The 18,393-nt window shown below is 64.5% G+C and carries 25 protein-coding genes; 9 read left to right on the top strand and 16 right to left on the bottom strand.

Features of this window, described 5'->3' with window-relative positions:
• Nucleotides 1-117: 117 nt before the first annotated feature.
• Nucleotides 118-2,496 (top strand): DUF1989 domain-containing protein, encoded by a 2,379-nt coding sequence (locus ACRCSW_RS10810; RefSeq protein ID WP_438704970.1) that lies wholly within the window; start codon nt 118-120, stop codon nt 2,494-2,496.
• Nucleotides 2,497-2,500: 4 nt separating this feature from the next.
• On the top strand, nt 2,501-2,884 hold the full coding sequence (locus tag ACRCSW_RS10805; RefSeq protein WP_438704968.1) for a group II truncated hemoglobin: 384 nt from the start codon (nt 2,501-2,503) through the stop codon (nt 2,882-2,884).
• A 135-nt stretch (nt 2,885-3,019) separates the two neighbouring features.
• On the opposite strand, the gene ACRCSW_RS10800 is transcribed toward ACRCSW_RS10805, so the two are convergent.
• The 3 genes from ACRCSW_RS10800 to cbiB are packed head-to-tail and all read right to left on the bottom strand — an operon-like array spanning nt 3,020 to nt 6,010.
• The gene (locus ACRCSW_RS10800; protein WP_438704966.1) at nt 3,020-3,928 is read right to left on the bottom strand and encodes a glycosyltransferase family 2 protein; all 909 of its coding nucleotides are present in this window, start codon (nt 3,926-3,928) and stop codon (nt 3,020-3,022) included.
• Nucleotides 3,928-5,085 carry a lytic murein transglycosylase gene (locus ACRCSW_RS10795; RefSeq protein ID WP_438704965.1) on the bottom strand — a complete coding sequence of 386 codons (1,158 nt, stop codon included), beginning with the start codon at nt 5,083-5,085 and terminating at the stop codon, nt 3,928-3,930. Before ACRCSW_RS10795 ends, ACRCSW_RS10800 begins: the two co-directional genes overlap by 1 nt.
• A 25-nt stretch (nt 5,086-5,110) precedes the next feature.
• Complete coding sequence (cbiB, locus tag ACRCSW_RS10790; RefSeq protein ID WP_438704963.1) at nt 5,111-6,010, bottom strand: adenosylcobinamide-phosphate synthase CbiB; 900 nt, start codon at nt 6,008-6,010, stop codon at nt 5,111-5,113.
• A 225-nt stretch (nt 6,011-6,235) separates the two neighbouring features.
• On the opposite strand from cbiB, the gene ACRCSW_RS10785 reads away from it, so the two are divergent.
• Entirely contained in the window at nt 6,236-6,589 is a 354-nt protein-coding gene (locus tag ACRCSW_RS10785) for a hypothetical protein (RefSeq protein WP_438704961.1), read from the top strand.
• Between the two features lie 44 nt (nt 6,590-6,633).
• Here ACRCSW_RS10785 and ACRCSW_RS10780 read toward each other — a convergent pair whose 3' ends face one another.
• Both ACRCSW_RS10780 and ACRCSW_RS10775 read right to left on the bottom strand, forming a co-directional pair.
• A complete protein-coding gene (locus ACRCSW_RS10780) occupies nt 6,634-7,173 on the bottom strand; it encodes a L,D-transpeptidase family protein (protein WP_438704959.1) in 540 nt (179 codons plus the stop codon).
• Nucleotides 7,170-8,342: a MalY/PatB family protein gene (locus ACRCSW_RS10775; RefSeq protein WP_438704957.1), complete on the bottom strand. Its 1,173-nt coding sequence runs from the start codon at nt 8,340-8,342 to the stop codon at nt 7,170-7,172. Before ACRCSW_RS10775 ends, ACRCSW_RS10780 begins: the two co-directional genes overlap by 4 nt.
• A 195-nt stretch (nt 8,343-8,537) precedes the next feature.
• On the opposite strand from ACRCSW_RS10775, the gene def (ACRCSW_RS10770) reads away from it, so the two are divergent.
• A complete protein-coding gene (gene def / locus ACRCSW_RS10770; protein WP_438704956.1) occupies nt 8,538-9,053 on the top strand; it encodes a peptide deformylase in 516 nt (171 codons plus the stop codon).
• Here the strand turns inward: def (ACRCSW_RS10770) and ACRCSW_RS10765 are convergent, their stop codons facing one another.
• Complete coding sequence (locus ACRCSW_RS10765) at nt 9,054-9,437, bottom strand: hypothetical protein (protein WP_438704954.1); 384 nt, start codon at nt 9,435-9,437, stop codon at nt 9,054-9,056.
• 69 nt (nt 9,438-9,506) lie between these two features.
• Here ACRCSW_RS10765 and def (ACRCSW_RS10760) point away from each other — a divergent pair, with 69 nt between their 5' ends.
• Together def (ACRCSW_RS10760) and fmt are read left to right on the top strand one after the other, a co-directional pair.
• A complete protein-coding gene (def, locus tag ACRCSW_RS10760) occupies nt 9,507-10,007 on the top strand; it encodes a peptide deformylase (protein WP_438704952.1) in 501 nt (166 codons plus the stop codon).
• Nucleotides 10,004-10,900 carry a methionyl-tRNA formyltransferase gene (gene fmt / locus ACRCSW_RS10755; RefSeq protein WP_438704951.1) on the top strand — a complete coding sequence of 299 codons (897 nt, stop codon included), beginning with the start codon at nt 10,004-10,006 and terminating at the stop codon, nt 10,898-10,900. The genes def (ACRCSW_RS10760) and fmt overlap by 4 nt, the downstream gene beginning before the upstream one ends.
• Before the next feature lie 3 nt (nt 10,901-10,903).
• Here fmt and ACRCSW_RS10750 read toward each other — a convergent pair whose 3' ends face one another.
• Both ACRCSW_RS10750 and ACRCSW_RS10745 read right to left on the bottom strand, forming a co-directional pair.
• Complete coding sequence (locus ACRCSW_RS10750) at nt 10,904-11,929, bottom strand: phytase (RefSeq protein WP_438704949.1); 1,026 nt, start codon at nt 11,927-11,929, stop codon at nt 10,904-10,906.
• A complete protein-coding gene (locus ACRCSW_RS10745; RefSeq protein ID WP_438704947.1) occupies nt 11,913-12,533 on the bottom strand; it encodes a hypothetical protein in 621 nt (206 codons plus the stop codon). Before ACRCSW_RS10745 ends, ACRCSW_RS10750 begins: the two co-directional genes overlap by 17 nt.
• A gap of 129 nt (nt 12,534-12,662) precedes the next feature.
• Here ACRCSW_RS10745 and ACRCSW_RS10740 point away from each other — a divergent pair, with 129 nt between their 5' ends.
• A complete protein-coding gene (locus ACRCSW_RS10740) occupies nt 12,663-12,896 on the top strand; it encodes a GlsB/YeaQ/YmgE family stress response membrane protein (RefSeq protein ID WP_438704946.1) in 234 nt (77 codons plus the stop codon).
• Here the strand turns inward: ACRCSW_RS10740 and ACRCSW_RS10735 are convergent.
• The 8 genes from ACRCSW_RS10735 to ACRCSW_RS10700 all read right to left on the bottom strand — a co-directional run bounded on the left by ACRCSW_RS10735 (nt 12,889) and on the right by ACRCSW_RS10700 (nt 17,511).
• Nucleotides 12,889-13,389, bottom strand: a complete 501-nt coding sequence (locus tag ACRCSW_RS10735) for a transcriptional regulator (protein WP_438704944.1) — start codon at nt 13,387-13,389, stop codon at nt 12,889-12,891. The genes ACRCSW_RS10740 and ACRCSW_RS10735 overlap by 8 nt on opposite strands.
• 68 nt (nt 13,390-13,457) lie before the next feature.
• Complete coding sequence (rnhA, locus tag ACRCSW_RS10730; RefSeq protein ID WP_438704943.1) at nt 13,458-13,919, bottom strand: ribonuclease HI; 462 nt, start codon at nt 13,917-13,919, stop codon at nt 13,458-13,460.
• A gap of 5 nt (nt 13,920-13,924) precedes the next feature.
• A complete protein-coding gene (locus ACRCSW_RS10725) occupies nt 13,925-14,386 on the bottom strand; it encodes a DUF3429 domain-containing protein (RefSeq protein WP_438704941.1) in 462 nt (153 codons plus the stop codon).
• A gap of 44 nt (nt 14,387-14,430) precedes the next feature.
• Nucleotides 14,431-14,916, bottom strand: coding sequence for a hypothetical protein (locus ACRCSW_RS10720; protein ID WP_438704939.1), 486 nt, complete (start codon nt 14,914-14,916; stop codon nt 14,431-14,433).
• On the bottom strand, nt 14,913-15,362 hold the full coding sequence (locus tag ACRCSW_RS10715) for a YdeI/OmpD-associated family protein (protein WP_438704938.1): 450 nt from the start codon (nt 15,360-15,362) through the stop codon (nt 14,913-14,915). The genes ACRCSW_RS10720 and ACRCSW_RS10715 overlap by 4 nt, the downstream gene beginning before the upstream one ends.
• Nucleotides 15,359-16,312: a 4-hydroxy-3-methylbut-2-enyl diphosphate reductase gene (gene ispH, locus ACRCSW_RS10710; RefSeq protein ID WP_438704936.1), complete on the bottom strand. Its 954-nt coding sequence runs from the start codon at nt 16,310-16,312 to the stop codon at nt 15,359-15,361. Before ispH ends, ACRCSW_RS10715 begins: the two co-directional genes overlap by 4 nt.
• Before the next feature lie 154 nt (nt 16,313-16,466).
• Complete coding sequence (locus tag ACRCSW_RS10705) at nt 16,467-16,895, bottom strand: YqaA family protein (protein ID WP_438704935.1); 429 nt, start codon at nt 16,893-16,895, stop codon at nt 16,467-16,469.
• Between the two features lie 40 nt (nt 16,896-16,935).
• On the bottom strand, nt 16,936-17,511 hold the full coding sequence (locus ACRCSW_RS10700; RefSeq protein WP_438704933.1) for a LabA-like NYN domain-containing protein: 576 nt from the start codon (nt 17,509-17,511) through the stop codon (nt 16,936-16,938).
• Between the two features lie 141 nt (nt 17,512-17,652).
• Here ACRCSW_RS10700 and folK point away from each other — a divergent pair, with 141 nt between their 5' ends.
• On the top strand, nt 17,653-18,225 hold the full coding sequence (gene folK / locus ACRCSW_RS10695) for a 2-amino-4-hydroxy-6-hydroxymethyldihydropteridine diphosphokinase (RefSeq protein ID WP_438704932.1): 573 nt from the start codon (nt 17,653-17,655) through the stop codon (nt 18,223-18,225).
• Nucleotides 18,226-18,309: 84 nt separating this feature from the next.
• On the top strand, nt 18,310-18,393 hold an 84-nt coding region (gene rpoZ / locus ACRCSW_RS10690), incomplete at its 3' end, for a DNA-directed RNA polymerase subunit omega (protein ID WP_438705049.1).

Here is an 18,393-nt window from a genome sequence, read left to right as displayed (position 1 = left end):
TTCCCCACCGTGAGCTTGTGTCACCCTTAGCCTGGGGCTATTCTTGCGGATGAACAAGTTTTATCCTCATTAAAACGACTGGGGCCTTGTCCGCGCCGGTCAGGTCTGGGGGAGGCCATGCTCGACACCATCTATCCCGCAGTCATTCCGGGTCCACCCCGTCCAAGCCGCATTCTGACACCGCAGGGACTCTCGCGCCATCTGGGGCAAGAGCGTCATGTGGTGCCGGGCAGCGGGGCGGTGCTTTTGCAGGTGATGACGGGCGACCGTCTGGTGCTGGTCAACGACGAGGGCGGTCAGCCCTGTGAGCTGGTTGCGGCGACGACGGATGGGCGGGTGGATGCGGCGGTCCTGGGGCAGGCGGCCAATTCGCAGGCCGAGGGGCTGAAGGCGATGCTGGCCCTGGGCGATGCCGCTGGCGACGGGCTGTCACGGCTGCGCACGGGCCTTACGCGGCGCGGGATCGATCTTGCGCAAGCTGGAGCGATCCGGCTTTTCGGGGGCGAGACAGCTGCCGGGGCCCGGGCGGAGTTCGCAGCGCTGGATGACGGGTGGCTGGTGGTGGCGGCACCCGGGCTGCCGATGGCGCCGGAAGCGCAGGACACGGCGACACCGCTGACGCTGTTGGTGCAGCGGGCGAAGCCCCGGATGGTGGGGCATTACGATCTGCCCGATCCCCTGGCCGACCCGGTCCTGGACCTGCGGGTGAAGTCGGCGACGGCGGAGAGCTACTTCGTCAAGGCTGGGGACTACATCCAGATTTTGGACGTCGATGGCCGTCAGTGCACCGATTTCCAGTGCTTCGATGCTCGCAAGCTGGACCGTGGCATCCAGCACCCGCTGGACGTGACGACCAGCCGGACGCTGATGGGCCATGCCTATTCGATGCCGGGGCTGCATTCGAAGTACTACGATCAGGACTGGGTGCCCTTGGTCGAGGTGGTGCAGGATACGGTCGGTCGGCATGACGCTTTCGCTATGGCCTGTGCGTCTAAGTACTACGATGACATCGGGTATCCGGGGCATGTGAACTGCTCGGACAACTTTAATCGGGCGCTTGCGGGGCATGGGGTAGACCCGAGGCCCGGTTGGATGGCGGTGAACCTGTTCTTCAATACGAACATTGATTCACATGGGGTTCTGATCAGCGATGAACCGTGGTCGCGGCCCGGTGATTATGTGCTTTTCCGTGCGCTGACGGATATTGTCTGCGTGAACTCGGCCTGTCCCGACGATACCTCGCCCGCGAACGGCTGGTATCTCAGCGATATCCACATTCGCACCTATTCGGGGGCCGAGAAGTTCTCGCGTTCCATCGCCTATCGCCCCACGCCTGCTTCGGAGCCGAAGATGACCAAGGAAACTGCCTTCCATCCGCGCATTGACGAGAAGACAAGGCATCATGTTGAATATAAAGGCTATTGGCTGCCGCAGGTCTATTCGGCGAACGGGGCGCTGGAGGAGTATTGGGCCTGCCGTCAGGCGGCGGTGGTGATGGACCTGTCGCCCCTGCGGAAGTGGGAGGTCACGGGGCCGGACGCCGAGCGGCTGATGCAATGGGTGCTGACGCGGGACGTGACGAAGCTTTCGCAGGGCCAGGTGGTCTATTCCGCGATGTGCTATGACCACGGGGGGATGATCGACGACGGGACGTTGTACCGGCTCGGTCGTGACCAGTTCCGCTGGATCGGAGGGGACGACTACGGCGGGGTATGGATCCGGGAGCAGGCCGAGAAGCTGGGGCTGAAGGCGATGGTGCGGTCATCGACCGATCAGTTGCATAACCTGGCGGTCCAGGGGCCGAACTCGCGCGAGATCATGAAGCGCATGATCTGGACCGCGCCGCATCAGCCGACGGTGGAGGAGCTGGGGTGGTTCCGGTTTACCGTGGGCCGGGTTGGGGGGCCAACGGGCGCTTCGGTAGTCGTTTCGCGGACGGGGTATACGGGGGAGCTTGGGTTCGAGGTGTTCTGCCACCCGAAGGACGGGACGGCGGTTTACGATGCGGTCTGGGCACATGGCGAAGGTCTTGGCTTGCGGCCGATGGGGCTGGCGGCGCTCGACATGGTGCGGATCGAGGCGGGGCTGATCTTCGCGGGCAGCGAGTTCAGCGACCAGACCGATCCGTTTGAGGCGGGGATCGGGTTCACGGTGCCTTTGAAGTCGAAGGCCGATGACTTCGTCGGGCGGGAGGCATTGATCCGGCGGAAGGAACATCCCTCGCGGCGCTTTGTCGGGCTGGAGATTGATGCGGCGGTCGATGTGGGCCACGGCGATTGCCTGCATGTGGGCCGGGCGCAGGTGGGGGAGGTGACGTCTGCGGTCCGCTCGCCGGTTCTGGGCAAGAACATCGCGCTGGCGCGGGTGGATGTGGCCCACGCCGAAATGGGGACGGCGCTGGAGGTTGGCAAGCTGGACGGCCACCAGAAGCGCCTGCCTGCGGTGATCGTGCCCCTGTCGCATTACGACCCGAAGAAGACCCGGCCACAGAGCTGACGCCATGGAGCCGATGATCGACCGGATCGGCGGTGAACCAACGGTGAGCCTCCTGGTCAACCGCTTCTACGACCTGATCGAAAGCCTGCCGCAGGGGCGGGCGATCATGGAGATGCACCAGAAGGGTCACGGGCTGAGCCACGTCCGGCCGGCGCAGTTCGAGTTTCTGTGCGGCTTCCTTGGCGGGCAGCGCTACTATCAGGAACGCCACGGCCACATGAACCTGCGGGAAATACATGCCCATGTCGAAATCCGCCGTCAGGATGCCGAGGACTGGCTGGCGGTGATGGACCGCGCGATGGCAGAAACCGGCGTTGCAGGACGAGAAAAGGCGGAGATCATGGCCACCTTCCGCCGTGCGGCACTGATGCTGGTGAACGTCGGTTAGAGCAGGATCACACCTGACGGAAGCGCTGTTCCCAAACGCCTGTCGCATCCTCCTCGTGCACTTCGTGTACTCGTCGGGGCTGCCCCAGCGAGGAGTGCACGGAGTGCATCGACGAGCGGTCCCATAGATCGTGTTCTAGCCCAGCTCTCCGGCCAGCAGAGCCTCGACCTTCCGGCGCAGGCCGAGGTCGGCGATCAGTACGCGGCCGACTTTCTGCAGCTCTGCCGCCAGTTCCAGGGACAGAATCTGGGTCCGGCGGTAGAATTTGTCGATTTCCTCGGGGCTTGCCTCGGCCAGGAAGGCCTGCAGTTCGGGCCGGAACTGGTAGGCTCCCTTGGTCATCCGGAAGGGAAGCGCTGCAAGCCAGGCCTGCCGGTCCTGGGCGTGAAAGTGGAGAAGCTTCATCTCCGGTTGCCACTCGGGCGTGCGGACGAATTCCTTGTTGACCATCACCGCATGCAGGCGCGGCAGGAGGCCCGGAACCTGCGTGCGGTAGATGACCTTCCCCACGGTATGGCTGAGCATCCCGTCGCGGATGATCTTGCGGTAGACGCCAAGTGCTGCGCGGCGGCGGGGCCAGTGTTCATGGCGGAGCGCGCCGCGGAACTCGCGCGAGGTGTAGATGTCGTCAGGCAGGAGCGGGTCGTGCATCGCCTCGAACGGTTCAAGCTTCATCGCGATGGTGTCGGGCGGGGTGTCGTACAGGATGTCGGCCACCGGGCGCGGGGTCAGGATGAACTCGTCCACGTCGATGTGGACGATCCAGTCGGTGGTGGTGAGGTGCCGGTAGGTGAAGCGAGCGTTCTGGGTCTGGCGGTTCTGGTGCTGCGGCGGGCGTTTCTTGCCGACGGCGGACCAGTGGGCGTCGTCGCAGCGGGTGATGGTGACTTTGGGGTGGTTGGTCAGCGGCGCGGGGATCGGCGCCTCGGGGTCGTCGAAGAACAGCCACAGATGCGAGGCGCCAAGCGACAGGTGGTGGGCGGCGAAGGCCAGAACCTTCTCCTCGGGCGCCTTGATCGTCGAGACCAGGCCCCAGCTGGCCATCAGAGCGCGTCCAATAGCGCCTTGGTCGGCCAGCCATCGGCGGGAAGGCCAAGGCGGACCTGTTCCTTCTGAACGGCGGCCCGGGTGCCCGCGCCGAGGATGCCGTCGATCTTGCCCACGTCATGGCCAAGGGAGGCCAGCTTTTCCTGCAGCGCGGTCATTGCTTCGAGGCTGAGCGCCGGGTCGGGGTTGCCTGCGTTGTAGGGGTCGGCGCCTTCGATCCTCGTCCCGAAGTAGGCGGCGGTGGTGACGTAGACGAAGCTCTTGTTCCATTCAAAGAGCACACGGTAGTTTGGGTAGATCAGAAAGGCCGGGCCTTTGCGGCCCTGGGGCAGCAGGATCGACGCTTGAAGGCCCGGTGTCAGCGCGCCGTTGCGGGGGGTGACGCCGAGGGCGATCCAGTCTTCGGTTTGTTTTTCGGTGTCGAGGCCGGTGAGGGACCAGTCGAAACCGTCGGGCAGGGTGACTTCGGCCAGCCAGGGCTCACCGGCCCGCCAGCCATGGTGCTGCAGCATCCGCGCGCCAGAGAGGATCGCGTCAGCCTCCGAGGTCTTGAGCAGGATCAGCCCGTCGCCATCGCCATCGATCCCGCGTTCGAGGATGTCTTTGGGCAGCATCTGCACCATGCCGATCTCGCCCGCCCATGCGCCCTTGGTGTCGAGGTCGAACTCGTCCAGTGCATAAAGCTGGGTGGCGGCGAGGACTTGGGGCTGGAAGAGCTCGGGCCGGCGGCAGTCGTGGGCGAGGGTGAGGAGGGCGTTACGGGTGTTGAAGTCGCCCTGGACCTGGCCGAAGTCGGTCTCGAAGGCCCAGAAGGCGAGGAGGATACCGCGCGAGACGCCGTATTCGGTCTCGGCGCGGGCGAAGATGGCGTCGAGGCTTTCGGACTTGGAGCGGGCGGTCGAGAGGCGGCCTTTGGAGATAAGGCTTTGCGAGAAGTCGAGGAAAGTCTTGCGGAAGACGCCTTGGCTGCGGTCGGCTTTCAGGACCTTCTTGTCCTGCCGGGCCCCTGCGAAGAATTCGGCGGCCTTGTCGGCGGGGGTGCCTTGGGCGATGGCCTCGGCCTCCATCGCCTTGAGGAAGTCGCCGAAGTCGCCGCCACATGGGGCAGCGGCGGCGGGGGCGGCAAGGGCGAGGCAAAGAAGGGCGGCGCGCATGGGGTCTCCGGCGATTTTCGCGACCCTAGAAGACCGCGATGAGGACGGCAACCGCAAGGAGGGCGGCCCAGACCCGCCATAGCGCATCGGCGGCGGCGTCGATGTCGTCGGGACCGGGGTCGCGGCGGCCTTCGGGCCAGACATGAGGATAGTCCTTGCGGATGCCGTTGTAGCTGCGGGGGCCGGAGAGGGCGACGTTTAACACCGGCGCAAGTGCGCTTTCTGGCCAGCCTGCGTTGGGGCTGCGGTGTTTGGGCGCATCGCGGAGGATCGGGGAGGGGTCGACCCAGCCGTGGGTGAGGGCGATCAGAAGCGCGGTCAGGCGGGCCGGTATCAGGTTCAGGACATCGTCGAGGCGGGCGGCGGCCCAGCCGAACTCGATGTACCGGGGGGTCATGTGGCCGATCATGCTGTCGGCGGTGTTGATGAGCTTGTAGGCGACGATGCCGGGGAGGCCGAGGACGAGATACCAGAAGACCGGGGCGACGACGCCGTCCGACAGGTTCTCGGCAGCGCTTTCGATGGCGGCGCGCGAGATGTCGGGGCCGGTCATGTCAGTGGTGTCGCGGCCGACGATCATGGCGACGGCCTGACGGCCTTCGGCGACCGAACGGCGCAGCGCGGTGGCCACGGCGCGGACATGGTCGACGAGGCTTTTCTGGGCGATGAGGATAGCGACGGCCAGGGCTTCCAGGACCCCATAGTCCGGCAGGCTCTGGATCAGCCAACCCAGGGCAAGGCCGGTGGCAAGAAGGCCCGCCGTCACGAGCGTGCCCTTCAGGCGCAGGCTTTGGCCGTGGTTGAAGCGCCGGTCGCAGTAGCCGACGAGGCGGCCCATCAGGACGGCGGGGTGAGGCAGACGATCCCAGATCAGGCGCGGCTCGCCAAAGGCGGCATCAAGGATAAGGGCGGCGATCAGGATCATGGCCGAGGGCTATTCCGCCCTAGCGGGTGATTCGCAAGCGATGCCGTGCCGAAAGCCCGGTTTCGCGCGTTGGTTCGTGTGTTTCGGGGTGTCGATCAACCGGGGGTTGCCGGCGGTTGTGGCTTCGGCGACATGCGGCCTTTACATTTGGGCAATAGCTTTGCGCCACCTTGATTTTTTCGGGGCCAGTCCCAAAATCCAATCCACGGTACGTACGAGGCTGCCATGCTTGAGTTTCTGCCGAAGGAAGTGCGCGAGGGGTTGGAAGCCGCCCGCAAGAAAGACCAGAAGCGCAAGTCGCGGCTTCGGGTGCAAGTGGGCGATACCGTCTATCCGGTCCTTCGGTTCTGGCAGGACGGGTTTGCACTGGATGCGGATTTTTCGCCCAGCAAGCTCCGTGGACTGGTGGACATCTATGAGGGCTCGCGCCACGTGTTCCAGTGCCTCATCGTCGCCTCGTTCATCGAGAATGGCGAGCTGGTCTGCGATTTCAAGCGTGTGACGGCGGTGTCTGAACGGGCGCCGCTTGACTTCTGGCGCGACGAGAATGCGCCGGTTGGGTACCTGACCAAGGCCTGAAGCAAGGGGCGATTTTTCGACGAAAAATCGTGGTCCCGGCCCTGTCAGGGCCGGATTTCCACTTTCGTCCCGATGGGTGTGACTGCCCATATCTCGCGCATCTCGGCGTTGGTCACGGCGATGCAGCCTGCCGTCCAGTCGCCCTGCAGCTTCAACCCGTCCGGCAGCGCGTTCGGCTGGCCATGGATGAAGATGTCGCCGCCTGGGTCGTAGCCCCCGGCGGCGGCGCGGGTTCGGTCTTCGGGTTTGGGATAGTCGAGGCCCAGCGACAGGTGATAGGCGCTTCCACCGTTTCTCCGGTCGATGGTGAACTCGCCTTCCGGTGTCTTGCCGTCACCCTGGCGTTCCTTGTCGCCCTCGGGCGTGAAGCCAAGCGCGATCTCATAGGTGCGTACGGGCTTGCCATCCTGGAAAAGCTGCATCCGCCTTGCCGCTTTCTCGATCACGATCCGCTCGACTTCTCCGGTCAGGGGCGGCGGGGGTGGAGTTGGGATCGCAACCGGGGGGCTGTAAAGCGACGCCGCGATGAAGCCGAGGCCGATCAGCAGGAAGAGATAGACCAGAAGGCGAAGGAAGCGGTTCATTGCAGGTCGGCAAAGGCCCGTTCCAGCCGGGAAACCGCCTCGGCCACCTGGGCACGCGGGCAGGCGATGTTGAAGCGCAGGAAGTTCTCGCCGCCCATGCCAAAGCTTGCGCCGTGGTTGGTGGCGATCTTGGCAACCTTCTGGACCCGCTCGATGAATTCGTCCGGGGCCATTCCGGTACCCGAGAAATCGACCCAGGCGAGGTAGGTCGCCTCCAGTTCAGTAGAGCGGAGGCCCGGGATGCGATTGATGCCTTCGTCAAAGAGCTTCCGGTTGCCGTCGAGGTAGCTCATCAGCGCATCGACCCAGGCAGCACCTTCGGGGCTGTAGGCGGCCGTGGCCATATGCATGCCGAAGGAATTGGGCGAGATGCCCATTGCGTTCATCTTTTTGGCGAATGTCTTGCGCAATTCGGGGTCGGCGATGATGACATTGCCGACATGGGCGCCCGCGATGTTGAAGGTCTTGGTCGTGGCCGTCATCATCACCAGCCGATCCGCGATCTCTGGCGCGGCATTGGCCATGGCGGTGTGCTTCTGGCCCGGAAAGACCAGATCGTGGTGGATTTCGTCCGAGACGAGGATCAGGTCGTGCTTCACGCAGAAGTCGGCCAGGGCCCGAAGCTCAGGGACCGTCCAGACCCGGCCACCGGGGTTGTGGGGCGAGCAGAGGATCAGCATCCGTTCGCGGCCGGTCAGCTTGGCCTCCCAGGCGGCAAGGTCAAGCCCGGCCCTGCCGTCGACCACCGCCAGCGGGCATTCCACCACCTCGCGGTCGGCGGCTTTGATGATGCGCGAGAAGGCGTGGTAGACCGGGGTCATCAGGATCACGCCGTCGCCGGGCCTGGTGAACGCGTCGATGCAAAGCGCGGTGCCGTTGACCAGGCCGTGGGTGGTGAAGATCCACTCGGGTGCGACCTCCCAGCTGTGGCGGGTTTTCATCCACCAGCGGATCGCATCCAGGTACTTGCTGTCGTCACCGAAATAGCCGTAGACGCCGTGGTCCACCATCTTTTCCAGCGCCTGTTGCACCACCTGAGGTGGGCGGAATTCCATATCGGCGACCCACATCGCCAGCCCCTCGTCAGGGGCGAGGCCGTAAAGCGGCTTCAGCATGTCCCATTTGACGCAATGGGTTCCTAGGCGAGAGATCGGGGTGTCAAAGGTCATGGCGGGCTTTCGTAGCGGGACATCGTTCTGGATAGGCAATAATTGCCGGAACTTCATACCAATATGATAGATAGAACTGGAACATCGGTCCGATCAAGGGGTAATGCACAGTACATCGTTCCGCTCATCCCATCGTTTCTCCAGGCCAGGACCGCCCTCTTGCCTAAATGCACGGGCTTCCATAAATCCCGAGGCATGATCCGCCCTATCCTGATCCATCCTGATCCGCGCCTCAAGAAGCTCTGCGAGCCGGTGGCCGAAATCACCCCCGAGATCGAACGTCTTGCGGCAGATATGCTCGAGACGATGTACGACGCGCCGGGCATCGGTCTTGCGGCGCCGCAGGTGGGTGTGACGAAGCGGCTTCTGGTGATGGACTGCATCAAGGAAGGCACGCCCGAGCCGATGGCGCTGGTGAACCCCGAGGTCATCTGGGCGTCGGAGGACCTTTCGGTCTATGAGGAAGGCTGCCTTTCGATCCCCGACCAATACGCCGATGTGAAGCGCCCGGCCGAAGTGCAGGTGCGGTGGATGGACCTGAAGGGGCAGATGCAAGAGCGGCAGTTCGCAGGCATCTGGGCGACCTGCGTCCAGCACGAGATCGACCATCTGGATGGCAAGCTCTTCATCGATTATCTCGGACCGCTGAAACGCCAGATGATCACCCGCAAGATGGAAAAGCTGAAACGGGAACGCGCGCGGGAGGTCTGATCAGCCGATCGGCTTGGTATCGCCACCCATCGCCTTCAGCCGCTCGATCAGCGGGTCGATCTTCGGGCCTTCCTTGGCGCAGCTTTCGGGCTTGTCCAGCATCGCGAAAGCCGGGCCGTAGAACTTGTCGTCATATTCGCCGGCGTCCATGACACCGATGGCCTCGGCCACCTTGTCGGCAGTTCCGGTGATCAGCGTCCATTCCCCCTGATCGATCTCGAACCCCGGGCAGTTCATGCCGATGACATTGGCGTTGACCAGTTCGGTCAGGAACTCGGGCGTCGCGGCCTCGGCGATCTTCGCGTCGTCGGGCAACTGCACGGTAATGCCGCCGTCGGCGAGGGAAGGCGTGGCGAGAAGAGCGATCAGGACTGCAAGTCTCATAGGACCTCCGGGGGTGACTTTCCGCCCTGATACCGCTATTCGCCGGGGCCGACACGTGAGGTTTTCCAGATGCTTCGACCGATCCTGCCCTGGCCGGACCCAACCTTGCGCAAACCCGCAGGGGATGTGGTCGCCATCACCGACGAAGTTCGCGCGATCTGGGCCGATATGGTCGCGGTGATGGAGGCGATGCCGGGCTACGGGCTGGCGGCGGTGCAGATCGGGGTGCCCTTGCAGCTGGCGGTGGTGGATTGCTCCGAGACGCGGGGGCAGGCGGTGCGGATGGCGAACCCCGAGGTGCTGCATGCAAGCGTCCAGTTCCGCGAGCATGAGGAAGCCTCGCCCAACCTGCCCGGCGTGTCGGCGGTGATCCGGCGGCCAAGGGCGGTGACGGTGCGGTTCCTGAATGCTGAAGGATTGGTGGAGGAGCGGGATTTCGTCGGGCTTTGGGCGACCAGCGTGCAGCATCAGATCGATCATCTGGCGGGGAAGATGTACTTTGACCACCTCTCGCCCCTGAAGCGGAGGATGCTTGTCGCAAAGGCTGACAAGCTGAGGCGCAAGAAATGAAAATAGTTTTCATGGGGACGCCTGAATTCTCGGTTCCGGTGCTGGACGCTCTGCGTCAAGCGCATGAGATTGTTGCTGTTTATTGTCAGCCACCCCGACCTGCCGGGCGTGGGAAAGCTGAGCGGCCTAGTCCGGTTCAGGCACGGGCTGAGGCGCTAGGTTTGCCAGTGCGGCATCCTGTTTCGCTGCGCAGCGAAGGTGCAGCGAAAGACTTTGCTGCACTGGGTGCCGATATCGCTGTCGTGGTCGCCTACGGGCTGATCCTGCCGCAAGCTGTGCTGGATGCGCCGCGCTTCGGGTGCCTCAACATCCACGCCTCGCTTCTGCCGCGTTGGCGGGGGGCGGCACCGATTCATCGGGCGATCATGGCGGGGGATGCCGAGACCGGGGTCTGCATCATGCAGATGGAGGTGGGGCTGGATACCGGGCCGGTCCTGCTGCGCGAGGCGGTGGCGATCGAGGCCGAGGAGACGACGGCCGAGCTGCATGACCGGCTGAGCGCTTTGGGCGCTCGGCTGATCGTCGAGGCGCTGGCGCGGTTGCCCGACCTCAAGCCAGAGCCGCAACCGGCGCAGGGCGTGACCTATGCGGCGAAGATCGACAAAGCCGAAGCGCGGGTGGATTTCGTGAGGCCTGCGGTTGAGGTGGACCGGCTGATCCGGGGCTTGTCGCCCTTCCCCGGCGCCTGGACCGAGGTGAATGGCGAGCGGGTGAAGCTTCTAAGATCACGCCTTGTCGCGGGGGGCGGCCAGCCGGGGCAGGTGCTTCGCGGCTTCACCATTGCCTGTGGCGAAGGGGCGGTCGAAATCCTTGAAGCGCAGCGGGAAGGCAAGCGGCCGATGCCCGCGGGTGAGGTTCTTAAGGGGCTGACCCTGCCGGAGCGGCTTGCCTGACCCCTACGGCAGGTTGGCCGAGATTGCAGCCCAGTCGATCACCTTGAAGTTCGTCGTATAGCCCGCGTTCTGGTCGTCCATCATCACCAGCACGCCCTCGGGATGCCCCGGCAGGGCGGCGGAGGTCACGTCGAGCCCGTCGGTCTCGGTTACCCCATCCACGGCTCCCGCCGCGATCTCGACCAGCGCGGTGCAGGCCGGAATCGCCTCGCCGTCGAGAAGGAAAATCGCGGCGCGGTGGATGCCTTGGGCGGACGCCACCAGGTAGCGGCCCTTGGGGCTTTCATGGACCGCAAGCCCCTCGACATCATCGCGCGGCAGGCACGCGGACGGGATGGTCGCTACCGACAGCGGCTCGGCGGGAAGGGCTGGGTCAAGCGGGTAGCGCCAGATGCCGATGTCTTCCTCACCCACGTAGATATGCCCGGCGCGGTCATCGGCGACCATGCCTTCGGGCTGGCTTCCGACCTTCCACTGCCGCGCGAGGGTAAGCCTCAGCTGCCCCGCCTGATCCTCGATCCGGTACTGCAGGATATCGCCGGACTTGAAGTTCACCAGCGCATAGGTGGCGGACGCATCCTGGGCCATCGCAAAGCCATAGATGTGTTTGACGCCCGGCATGTCCGCCGGGATCGCCGGGTGCGCGAAGGGTTCGGCATGGCGGACGCCTTCGGAATCAATGATATAGAAGACGAGTGTATCGTCATCCCGCTTGCTGGCCCCGGCCAGCGCCACAGGCTTGCCACCGAGCATGAAGGGCCGGACGTCGACGTTGTTCAGCCGACCATCGGGCAGGAAAGCACGCTCGGTCCCGTCGAGGCCATAGACGAAAAGCCCGCCCTGCTTGTCGGTGCCAAGGATCAGGCTTTGCGCCGGATCGGTCGGGTTGACCCAGATCGCCGGGTCATCGGCATCGCCGCCGACGCCCACGGTCTCCGTGCTGGCCGGGACGGCTATGGCCAGAGGGTCCGCCGCAAGTGGCGAGGCCAGGGCCAGAAGGACAAGAAGCGCCTCAATCGTCGATTTCATATTCGGCGACCGGAACGGTGAACGAGACAACCACGATCTCGCCTTCCTTTTCCGCCATGACGAGCCCGCCGATCATGCCATCCGGGCGCAGGCCCTTGTCGTCCGGAGCGCCCTCGTCAAGCTGCAGCGACAGGGTGCCGTTGAACCCGCCGATCTCGTCATTGACGCTGCCCGAGGCATCTTCCCATTCGGACGAAAACTCCAGGAACGAGGCGAAACCTTTCGGAAAATTCTCGGGCACAAGGGCAAAATCCGAGGGCAGCGCAGCCTTCCCGAAGTCGTCGTTCTCGAATTCCAGTTCAAGGCTGCGTTCGACCCCGCCGATCTCGGCCTTGAGCGCGACCTCGAAATCGCCGTAGCGGAAGGCGCCAGCCTCGCCCGGCAGGTATTCACGCTTGCCGGCAAATTCCGCGACAAACGGGGCAGAGGCCATATCGGTCAGCTGGATGTTAAGCTCTCGCCCGTTGACTTTGCCCATGATGACAAGGTGCGGCTCTGGCCCAAGCCATTCGGTCGGCGGCGCGGTAAGGGTGGGGGTATCGGTGGCGATCGTGTCTGCGAAGGACGGGCTGGCGATCAGCAACAGCAGTGCGGCGCGGCGCATCGAGACCTCCGAAATGACCATGAATCGCTGGTAGCAGCGCCATGTGACAGTTCTGTAGAGGCTGGATGTCACCATACTGGCGATCAGGCGGCGGGGTCCCCATATGAATTGCGGAAAGAGGGGGGTGCCATGCCGCTTATCTGGCTCTTGATCGTGGGGGTTGCCGTCGGGTTCCTGGCCACGCGGATCCTGAAGGTTGACCTCGACACACCGTCGACGATTGCGCTGGGCGTTCTTGGCGCGCTGATCGGCGGTCTTCTGCTGCGGGGACTGGTCATGATGGCCGGGATGGGCGCGGGCTTTGTCGGCGCGCTTCTGGGTGCGCTCGTGCTGATCTGGGCCTGGAAGAGCTGGGCTAAGTAAGCCGCTTCACAGCGTCCTTCAGCCGGAAGCCCGATTCCCCGGCCCGTGCCCACAGCGACTGGCCTTGCCACGCCGCGAACAGGAGGGCCGCTGCCTCTTTTGCCTTGGCACCGGTTCCGAGGCGCTGAGCCAGAGCCGATTCCACCGTAGCCCGCCAGCCTGCCGCCCGAAGCGCGAGGTCGGGGTCGCGGAGGTCTGCCGCCAAAGCGGCGGCGTCGACCGGGCCGATGGCCTTCAGCAGGCCCTGCGGCCCCTTGTCGGCGGTGGCCGCGATAGCCTGGGCCGTTCGGGCATCGAGCGCGTCCCAGGCCGCGGAACGCGCGGCGCGGACCATGCCGTCACGGCTGCCGTAGCGCTGGACCAGCGTGGGGGGTGCAAGACCGGTGGCAGCGGAGACGCTGCCGAAGGACACGGCCTTGTCGCCGCCCTGGTCCATCAGGGCGCGGATGGCAGCGAAGATTCGGTCGTCCGGTATCGTGCGGGTGCGTGGCATGAGGAAAGAGTAAACGAATGTTCGTTTACCGGGCAAGCGGCTTGATGCGCTTCAGCGCTGTGAACCGTTCAGGCGGGGGCTGATTTGTAGGGCGCCATGCCGGCGCGCGCCAAAGCGTCGGCGCGCTCGTTCTCCTCATGGCCCGCGTGGCCCTTGATCCAGCGCCAGGTCACCTGGTGGCGGGCAGCGGCAGCCTCAAGCCTTTGCCAAAGCTCGACATTCTTGACGGGCGAGCCCCCGGCTGTACGCCAGTTCTTGCGCTTCCAGGAGTGAATCCATTCCGTCACGCCATTCTTCACATAGGCGCTGTCGGTCACGATGGTCAGCACGGAAGGCCGTGTCAGCGCCTCCAGCGCCGAGATTGCCGCCAGAAGCTCCATCCTGTTGTTCGTGGTCAGGGGTTCACCGCCCTTAAGCTCGCGCTCCTTGACCACGGCTCCGTTGTCGCGGGCGATCATCAGGACGCCCCAGCCCCCAGGGCCGGGATTCCCGGAACAGGCGCCGTCGGTGTAGGCGAAAAGCTCGGGCATCGTCTTCAGGTCTGCAACGGGACGGCGAGGCATGCGAGGACGACGACGGTCAGCATGACCCGAAGCCGCATCCACCAACGGGGCGCAAGGCCGAGGGCCGAGAACGTGCCGTCCAAGAGCAGAAGCCCGACGAAACCAGCCGCAAGGTAGATGGTCGAGTTTGCCGAGGCATCCGTCACCATGAAGAAGACCCAGAGCGCCGGGATGACCGACAGGGCGTAGGCCAAGGCGGCCTCGCGGCCTTCGGCCTTGGTGGCAAAACCCCAGAGGGTGCCGGACATGAAGGCAAGGATCACCGTGCCATAGGTCAGCCCGACATAGGCGCCCAGGAACATGGGCGGCAGCCATTGGCCAGCCCATCCGGCCAAAGCAGGCGACAGATGGGTGGCAGCGGACCAGAGGAACGGGATCAGCCCGGCAAGGCCAAGCATCAGGGCGGCAGGGGGAATGCGGGTTTCGTCAGTCATCCCGAAGCTCTAGCCCGGCGTTCTGACCGAGGCCAGCGGGGACTTCATTCACCCGTCAAAAGCCGTGCGTCCGTTGATGGGACGGCTGCCTCGATCGCCCGAAGGACCAGGGCGACCCGTTCGACGTCAGCATCGATGACGAAGGGGGGAAGCAGGATCATCTGTCCGTCAATGAGGACATCACCGCCAATGGAGCTGCTGCCGGGCGGGGGAGTGTCCAGCTCTCGAGCGGGTCGCGCGGCTAGGTCGGAGGCCTTCGCGGCAGCCAGGATTGCCTCAACCGCTTCGGGTGTCGTCTTGGTATTGGTCAGTTTGCAGGCCGGGCCTTCGATTTCATACCCGCGGCAGTGCTTTATCAATACCTGCCCGTCCAGGTAGATGGTGACAAAGGTGTCCCACCGGTACTCCGGCGGCAGGCTGCCGGGGTTGCTTGAGTACCTTGCCAGTTCGGGCGGCGATTCGGCGTTGGCGGCGAGGGGTGTGACGGCAAGGGTCACAGCAATGGCGATCCGGCGGAGAGCGGTGATCATCTCAGGTCCTCGACAAGTTTCGCGATGCGTTTGCGGCGGGTCGGTTCTGTCTTCGCTGTGGCGATCTGGTAAAGCAGCCCGCGCCGCTTGCCCGGCGTCAGCCCCTCCCAAGCCGCGCTGACCCCTGCGGTGTGCAAGGCGGCCTCGAAATCTGGATCAAGGTCGACGCGGTCATCCGGAGCGGGGCGTAGGCGGACCTCGACTAGATCGCCGGGCGCGATACCGATCCGCTCTAGCAGACTGGAACCCGTCCAAAGGAAGACGCCCTCGATGACCGCTGCCCGGGACAGGGCAAGGTTCACCGGGTGCTCGGCGATCTCACCCTCGACCCGGCGTGTGCCGCCGAGCGCCGCTACCGCCGCTTCAGGCAGGCTGATGATCGTGTAGGTGGAGCGGCCCCACGTGATCGGCTGGATCCGACCCTGGAACGTGACCCACTCTGTCATGCCGGTTCGCGCAGGATCCGGGGGACCTTGAACTCGATGTCCTCGACCGCGGTCTCCACCAGCTCGACCGTCATGGCGAAGCGGGCGCGGAAGGCGTCGATGACTTCGTTGACCAGGACTTCGGGGGCCGAGGCGCCTGCGGTCAGGCCGATGGAGCGCACGCCTTCCAGGGCGCGCCAGTCGATGTCGGCGGCCCGCTGGATCAGCATGGAATAGGGGCAGCCCGCTGCGGTGCCTACCTCGACCAGACGCTTGGAGTTCGAGGAGTTGGGCGCGCCGATCACCAGAAGGGCGTCGATCTTCGGGGCGACAGCCTTGACGGCGGCCTGGCGGTTCGTGGTGGCGTAGCAGATGTCGTCGTGCGCCGGGGCGTGGATCAGGGGGAAGCGGGCCTTGAGGGCGGCGGCGATTTCGGCGGTGTCGTCGACGGAAAGGGTGGTCTGGGTGATGAAGGCGAGCTTTGCGGGGTCGCGGACCTGCAGGGTTGCCACATCGGCGACGGTTTCGACGAGGAGGACCTCGCCCGGAGGGAGCTGGCCCATCGTGCCCACGGTTTCGGGGTGGCCCGCGTGGCCGATGTAGATCATCTGGACGCCGTTCTCGTTGTGCCGGGCGGCCTCGTTGTGGACCTTGGTCACGAGGGGGCAGGTCGCGTCGACGGCGATCATGTTGCGGCCTGCGGCCTCCAAGGGCACCGACTTGGGCACGCCGTGGGCCGAGAAGACCACCGGGCGGTCGGTCGGGCACTCGGACAGTTCTTCGACGAAGACGGCGCCTTTCGCCCGCAGGCCGTCGACCACGAACTTGTTGTGGACGATCTCGTGCCGGACGTAGACCGGGGCGCCCCATTTCTCGATGGCCATCTCGACGATCTTGATCGCGCGGTCGACGCCCGCACAGAAGCCGCGGGGGGCGGCGAGGTAGAGGGTCAGGGGGGGCAGGTCGGGCATCGGGGGTTCCGGAGGCTGTCGGGTTAGACTTAAGCCCTGTAGGCCGTGGCGTCCAGCGTGGCGAATGGGCACGGTGCGCAGGGTTTCGCGGTTATATATTTCAATGCGTTAGCGGGGGGTGATTCAAGGTCTGTTAACGCTTTCACGTCGGGCGCTAAACTCCAAAGGCCGCAGCACCCAGCCAGCCAAGGGCGACATAACGGCCGGTCTTGGCCAGCGCGACGATACCCACGAACAGCGGAAAGGGCACCCTCAGGACGCCTGAAAGTGCCACGATCGTGTCGCCGAACGGTGCCCAGGAGAGCAGCAGCGTCCAGACGCCCCAGCGGCCGAACCAGCCCTCGGCCCGCGCCATCTGGTCGGGGCGCAGGGGAAACCAGCGGTGGTCGCGCCGGTCGCCAAGCCACCGGCCAAGCGCGTAAGTGACGCAAGAGCCAAGCGTGTTGCCGATGGAGGCGAGGATCACCAGAAGGCCGGTTTCCCAGCCCGCAGCCTGCATCCCAAGGAACACGACTTCGGACTGGAATGGCACCGGTGTTGCGGCCAGGAAGGCTGCGAGAAACAGACCAGACAATGCGATCATGGCCGGGGAAATCCCTCCCCGGCGCAGACCAATGCGAGGCTCACTTCGCCTCGATAGCGACCTCTTCACCCACGGCGGGGCGCGGCTCGCGCGGGGGGCGGCCGATGACTTCGCGCAGTTCGTCAAGCTCGATGAAGTTGTCGGCCTGGCGACGAAGTTCGTCGGCAATCATCGGCGGCTGGCTGCGGATGGTTGACACCACCGACACCCGAACCCCTTGACGCTGCAGGCTTTCCACCAGCGGGCGGAAATCCCCGTCGCCCGAGAAAAGCACCACGTGGTCGATCCGCTGCGCCAGTTCCATGGCATCGACGCAAAGCTCGATGTCCATGTTGCCCTTCACCTTCCGCCGTCCCTGGCTGTCGGTGTATTCCTTCGCGGGCTTGGTGCGCATAGTGAAGCCGTTGTAGTGGAGCCAGTCCACCAGCGGCCGGATCGGCGAGTAGTCGTCGTTCTCAAGAAGCGCCGTATAGTAGAACGCGCGCAAGAGCTTGCCCCGTCGCATGAACTCCATCCGGAGAAGCTTGTAGTCGATGTCGAACCCGAGCGCCTTTGCGGCTGCGTATAGGTTTGAACCATCGATGAACAGCGCGAGCCGTTCGTCTTTGTAAAACATTCTGTGTCCCCTCAAAGTCGCCGGCAGACCAATCTTTCGCGTCTCAACCACGTGAAGTAGAGAAATCCGACGGCTAACAACGAGTAACTATCAGCCGGAACACCTTTCCGACAAGTGAACTATAGGAAATTATGCGTCCAGATGGTGAAATCAACACTCGCTCTGATTGCGCTAGGCGCAAATCTGCCATTTGAGGGCGAACCGCCCGCAGAGACGCTTCGACGGGCGGTCAAAGCGCTTTCCGAAGAAGGCTTTTCGGTTCTGGCAGTTAGCCGGTTCTTCGCGACGCCCTGCTTTCCGGTGGGGGCCGGGCCGGACTATGTGAACGCGGCGGCTGCCCTGGAGTTCAGCAACGAGGATGACCCCGCGTCAATCCTGGCTAAGCTTCATTTTGTTGAATCATACTTTGGTCGTAAAAGACTGCAGCGCTGGGGGATGCGGACGCTCGACATCGATCTTTTGGCCTTGGGCGATTCGGTCGTGCCTGACGCCGAGACCCAGGATATCTGGCGAAAGCTCCCGCCCGACGGCCAGATTCGCGACGCCCCTGACCAGCTGATCCTGCCCCATCCGCGGCTGCAGGATCGGGCGTTCGTGCTGGTCCCCCTGGCCGATGTTGCCCCTGACTGGGTGCATCCGCTTACGGGCCGCTCGGTGCGCGAGATGCTGGACGCGCTGCCCCAGGCGGATCGCGACGCAGTGAAACCACTTTGATTTTGGCCGATTTGCCGCTTGTCAAGCCTGCCCGGCCAGCATAAATAGGCCACTTCCAGCGAAACTTCCCGATTGGAGTACCCTATGGCCCGCGTGACGGTCGAAGATTGCGTTGACAAGGTTCCGAACCGGTTCGAGCTGGTGATGCTTGCCGCCCATCGGGCGCGT

The organism is Tabrizicola sp. (assembly GCF_051645465.1).
GTDB lineage: Bacteria > Pseudomonadota > Alphaproteobacteria > Rhodobacterales > Rhodobacteraceae > Tabrizicola.
This window is presented reverse-complemented; position numbering and strand designations above follow the sequence as displayed.

Excerpts from the sequence above, each read along its gene's own strand:
- ACRCSW_RS10810 (WP_438704970.1), top strand. The coding sequence starts at position 118 with ATGCTCGACACCATCTATCCCGCAGTCATTCCGGGTCCACCCCGTCCA.
- ACRCSW_RS10805 (WP_438704968.1), top strand. The coding sequence starts at position 2,501 with ATGGAGCCGATGATCGACCGGATCGGCGGTGAACCAACGGTGAGCCTC.
- ACRCSW_RS10800 (WP_438704966.1), bottom strand. The coding sequence starts at position 3,928 with ATGGCCAGCTGGGGCCTGGTCTCGACGATCAAGGCGCCCGAGGAGAAG.
- ACRCSW_RS10795 (WP_438704965.1), bottom strand. The coding sequence starts at position 5,085 with ATGCGCGCCGCCCTTCTTTGCCTCGCCCTTGCCGCCCCCGCCGCCGCT.
- cbiB (WP_438704963.1), bottom strand. The coding sequence starts at position 6,010 with ATGATCCTGATCGCCGCCCTTATCCTTGATGCCGCCTTTGGCGAGCCG.
- ACRCSW_RS10785 (WP_438704961.1), top strand. The coding sequence starts at position 6,236 with ATGCTTGAGTTTCTGCCGAAGGAAGTGCGCGAGGGGTTGGAAGCCGCC.
- ACRCSW_RS10780 (WP_438704959.1), bottom strand. The coding sequence starts at position 7,173 with ATGAACCGCTTCCTTCGCCTTCTGGTCTATCTCTTCCTGCTGATCGGC.
- ACRCSW_RS10775 (WP_438704957.1), bottom strand. The coding sequence starts at position 8,342 with ATGACCTTTGACACCCCGATCTCTCGCCTAGGAACCCATTGCGTCAAA.
- def (WP_438704956.1), top strand. The coding sequence starts at position 8,538 with ATGATCCGCCCTATCCTGATCCATCCTGATCCGCGCCTCAAGAAGCTC.
- ACRCSW_RS10765 (WP_438704954.1), bottom strand. The coding sequence starts at position 9,437 with ATGAGACTTGCAGTCCTGATCGCTCTTCTCGCCACGCCTTCCCTCGCC.
- def (WP_438704952.1), top strand. The coding sequence starts at position 9,507 with ATGCTTCGACCGATCCTGCCCTGGCCGGACCCAACCTTGCGCAAACCC.
- fmt (WP_438704951.1), top strand. The coding sequence starts at position 10,004 with ATGAAAATAGTTTTCATGGGGACGCCTGAATTCTCGGTTCCGGTGCTG.
- ACRCSW_RS10750 (WP_438704949.1), bottom strand. The coding sequence starts at position 11,929 with ATGAAATCGACGATTGAGGCGCTTCTTGTCCTTCTGGCCCTGGCCTCG.
- ACRCSW_RS10745 (WP_438704947.1), bottom strand. The coding sequence starts at position 12,533 with ATGCGCCGCGCCGCACTGCTGTTGCTGATCGCCAGCCCGTCCTTCGCA.
- ACRCSW_RS10740 (WP_438704946.1), top strand. The coding sequence starts at position 12,663 with ATGCCGCTTATCTGGCTCTTGATCGTGGGGGTTGCCGTCGGGTTCCTG.
- ACRCSW_RS10735 (WP_438704944.1), bottom strand. The coding sequence starts at position 13,389 with ATGCCACGCACCCGCACGATACCGGACGACCGAATCTTCGCTGCCATC.
- rnhA (WP_438704943.1), bottom strand. The coding sequence starts at position 13,919 with ATGCCCGAGCTTTTCGCCTACACCGACGGCGCCTGTTCCGGGAATCCC.
- ACRCSW_RS10725 (WP_438704941.1), bottom strand. The coding sequence starts at position 14,386 with ATGACTGACGAAACCCGCATTCCCCCTGCCGCCCTGATGCTTGGCCTT.
- ACRCSW_RS10720 (WP_438704939.1), bottom strand. The coding sequence starts at position 14,916 with ATGATCACCGCTCTCCGCCGGATCGCCATTGCTGTGACCCTTGCCGTC.
- ACRCSW_RS10715 (WP_438704938.1), bottom strand. The coding sequence starts at position 15,362 with ATGACAGAGTGGGTCACGTTCCAGGGTCGGATCCAGCCGATCACGTGG.
- ispH (WP_438704936.1), bottom strand. The coding sequence starts at position 16,312 with ATGCCCGACCTGCCCCCCCTGACCCTCTACCTCGCCGCCCCCCGCGGC.
- ACRCSW_RS10705 (WP_438704935.1), bottom strand. The coding sequence starts at position 16,895 with ATGATCGCATTGTCTGGTCTGTTTCTCGCAGCCTTCCTGGCCGCAACA.
- ACRCSW_RS10700 (WP_438704933.1), bottom strand. The coding sequence starts at position 17,511 with ATGTTTTACAAAGACGAACGGCTCGCGCTGTTCATCGATGGTTCAAAC.
- folK (WP_438704932.1), top strand. The coding sequence starts at position 17,653 with ATGGTGAAATCAACACTCGCTCTGATTGCGCTAGGCGCAAATCTGCCA.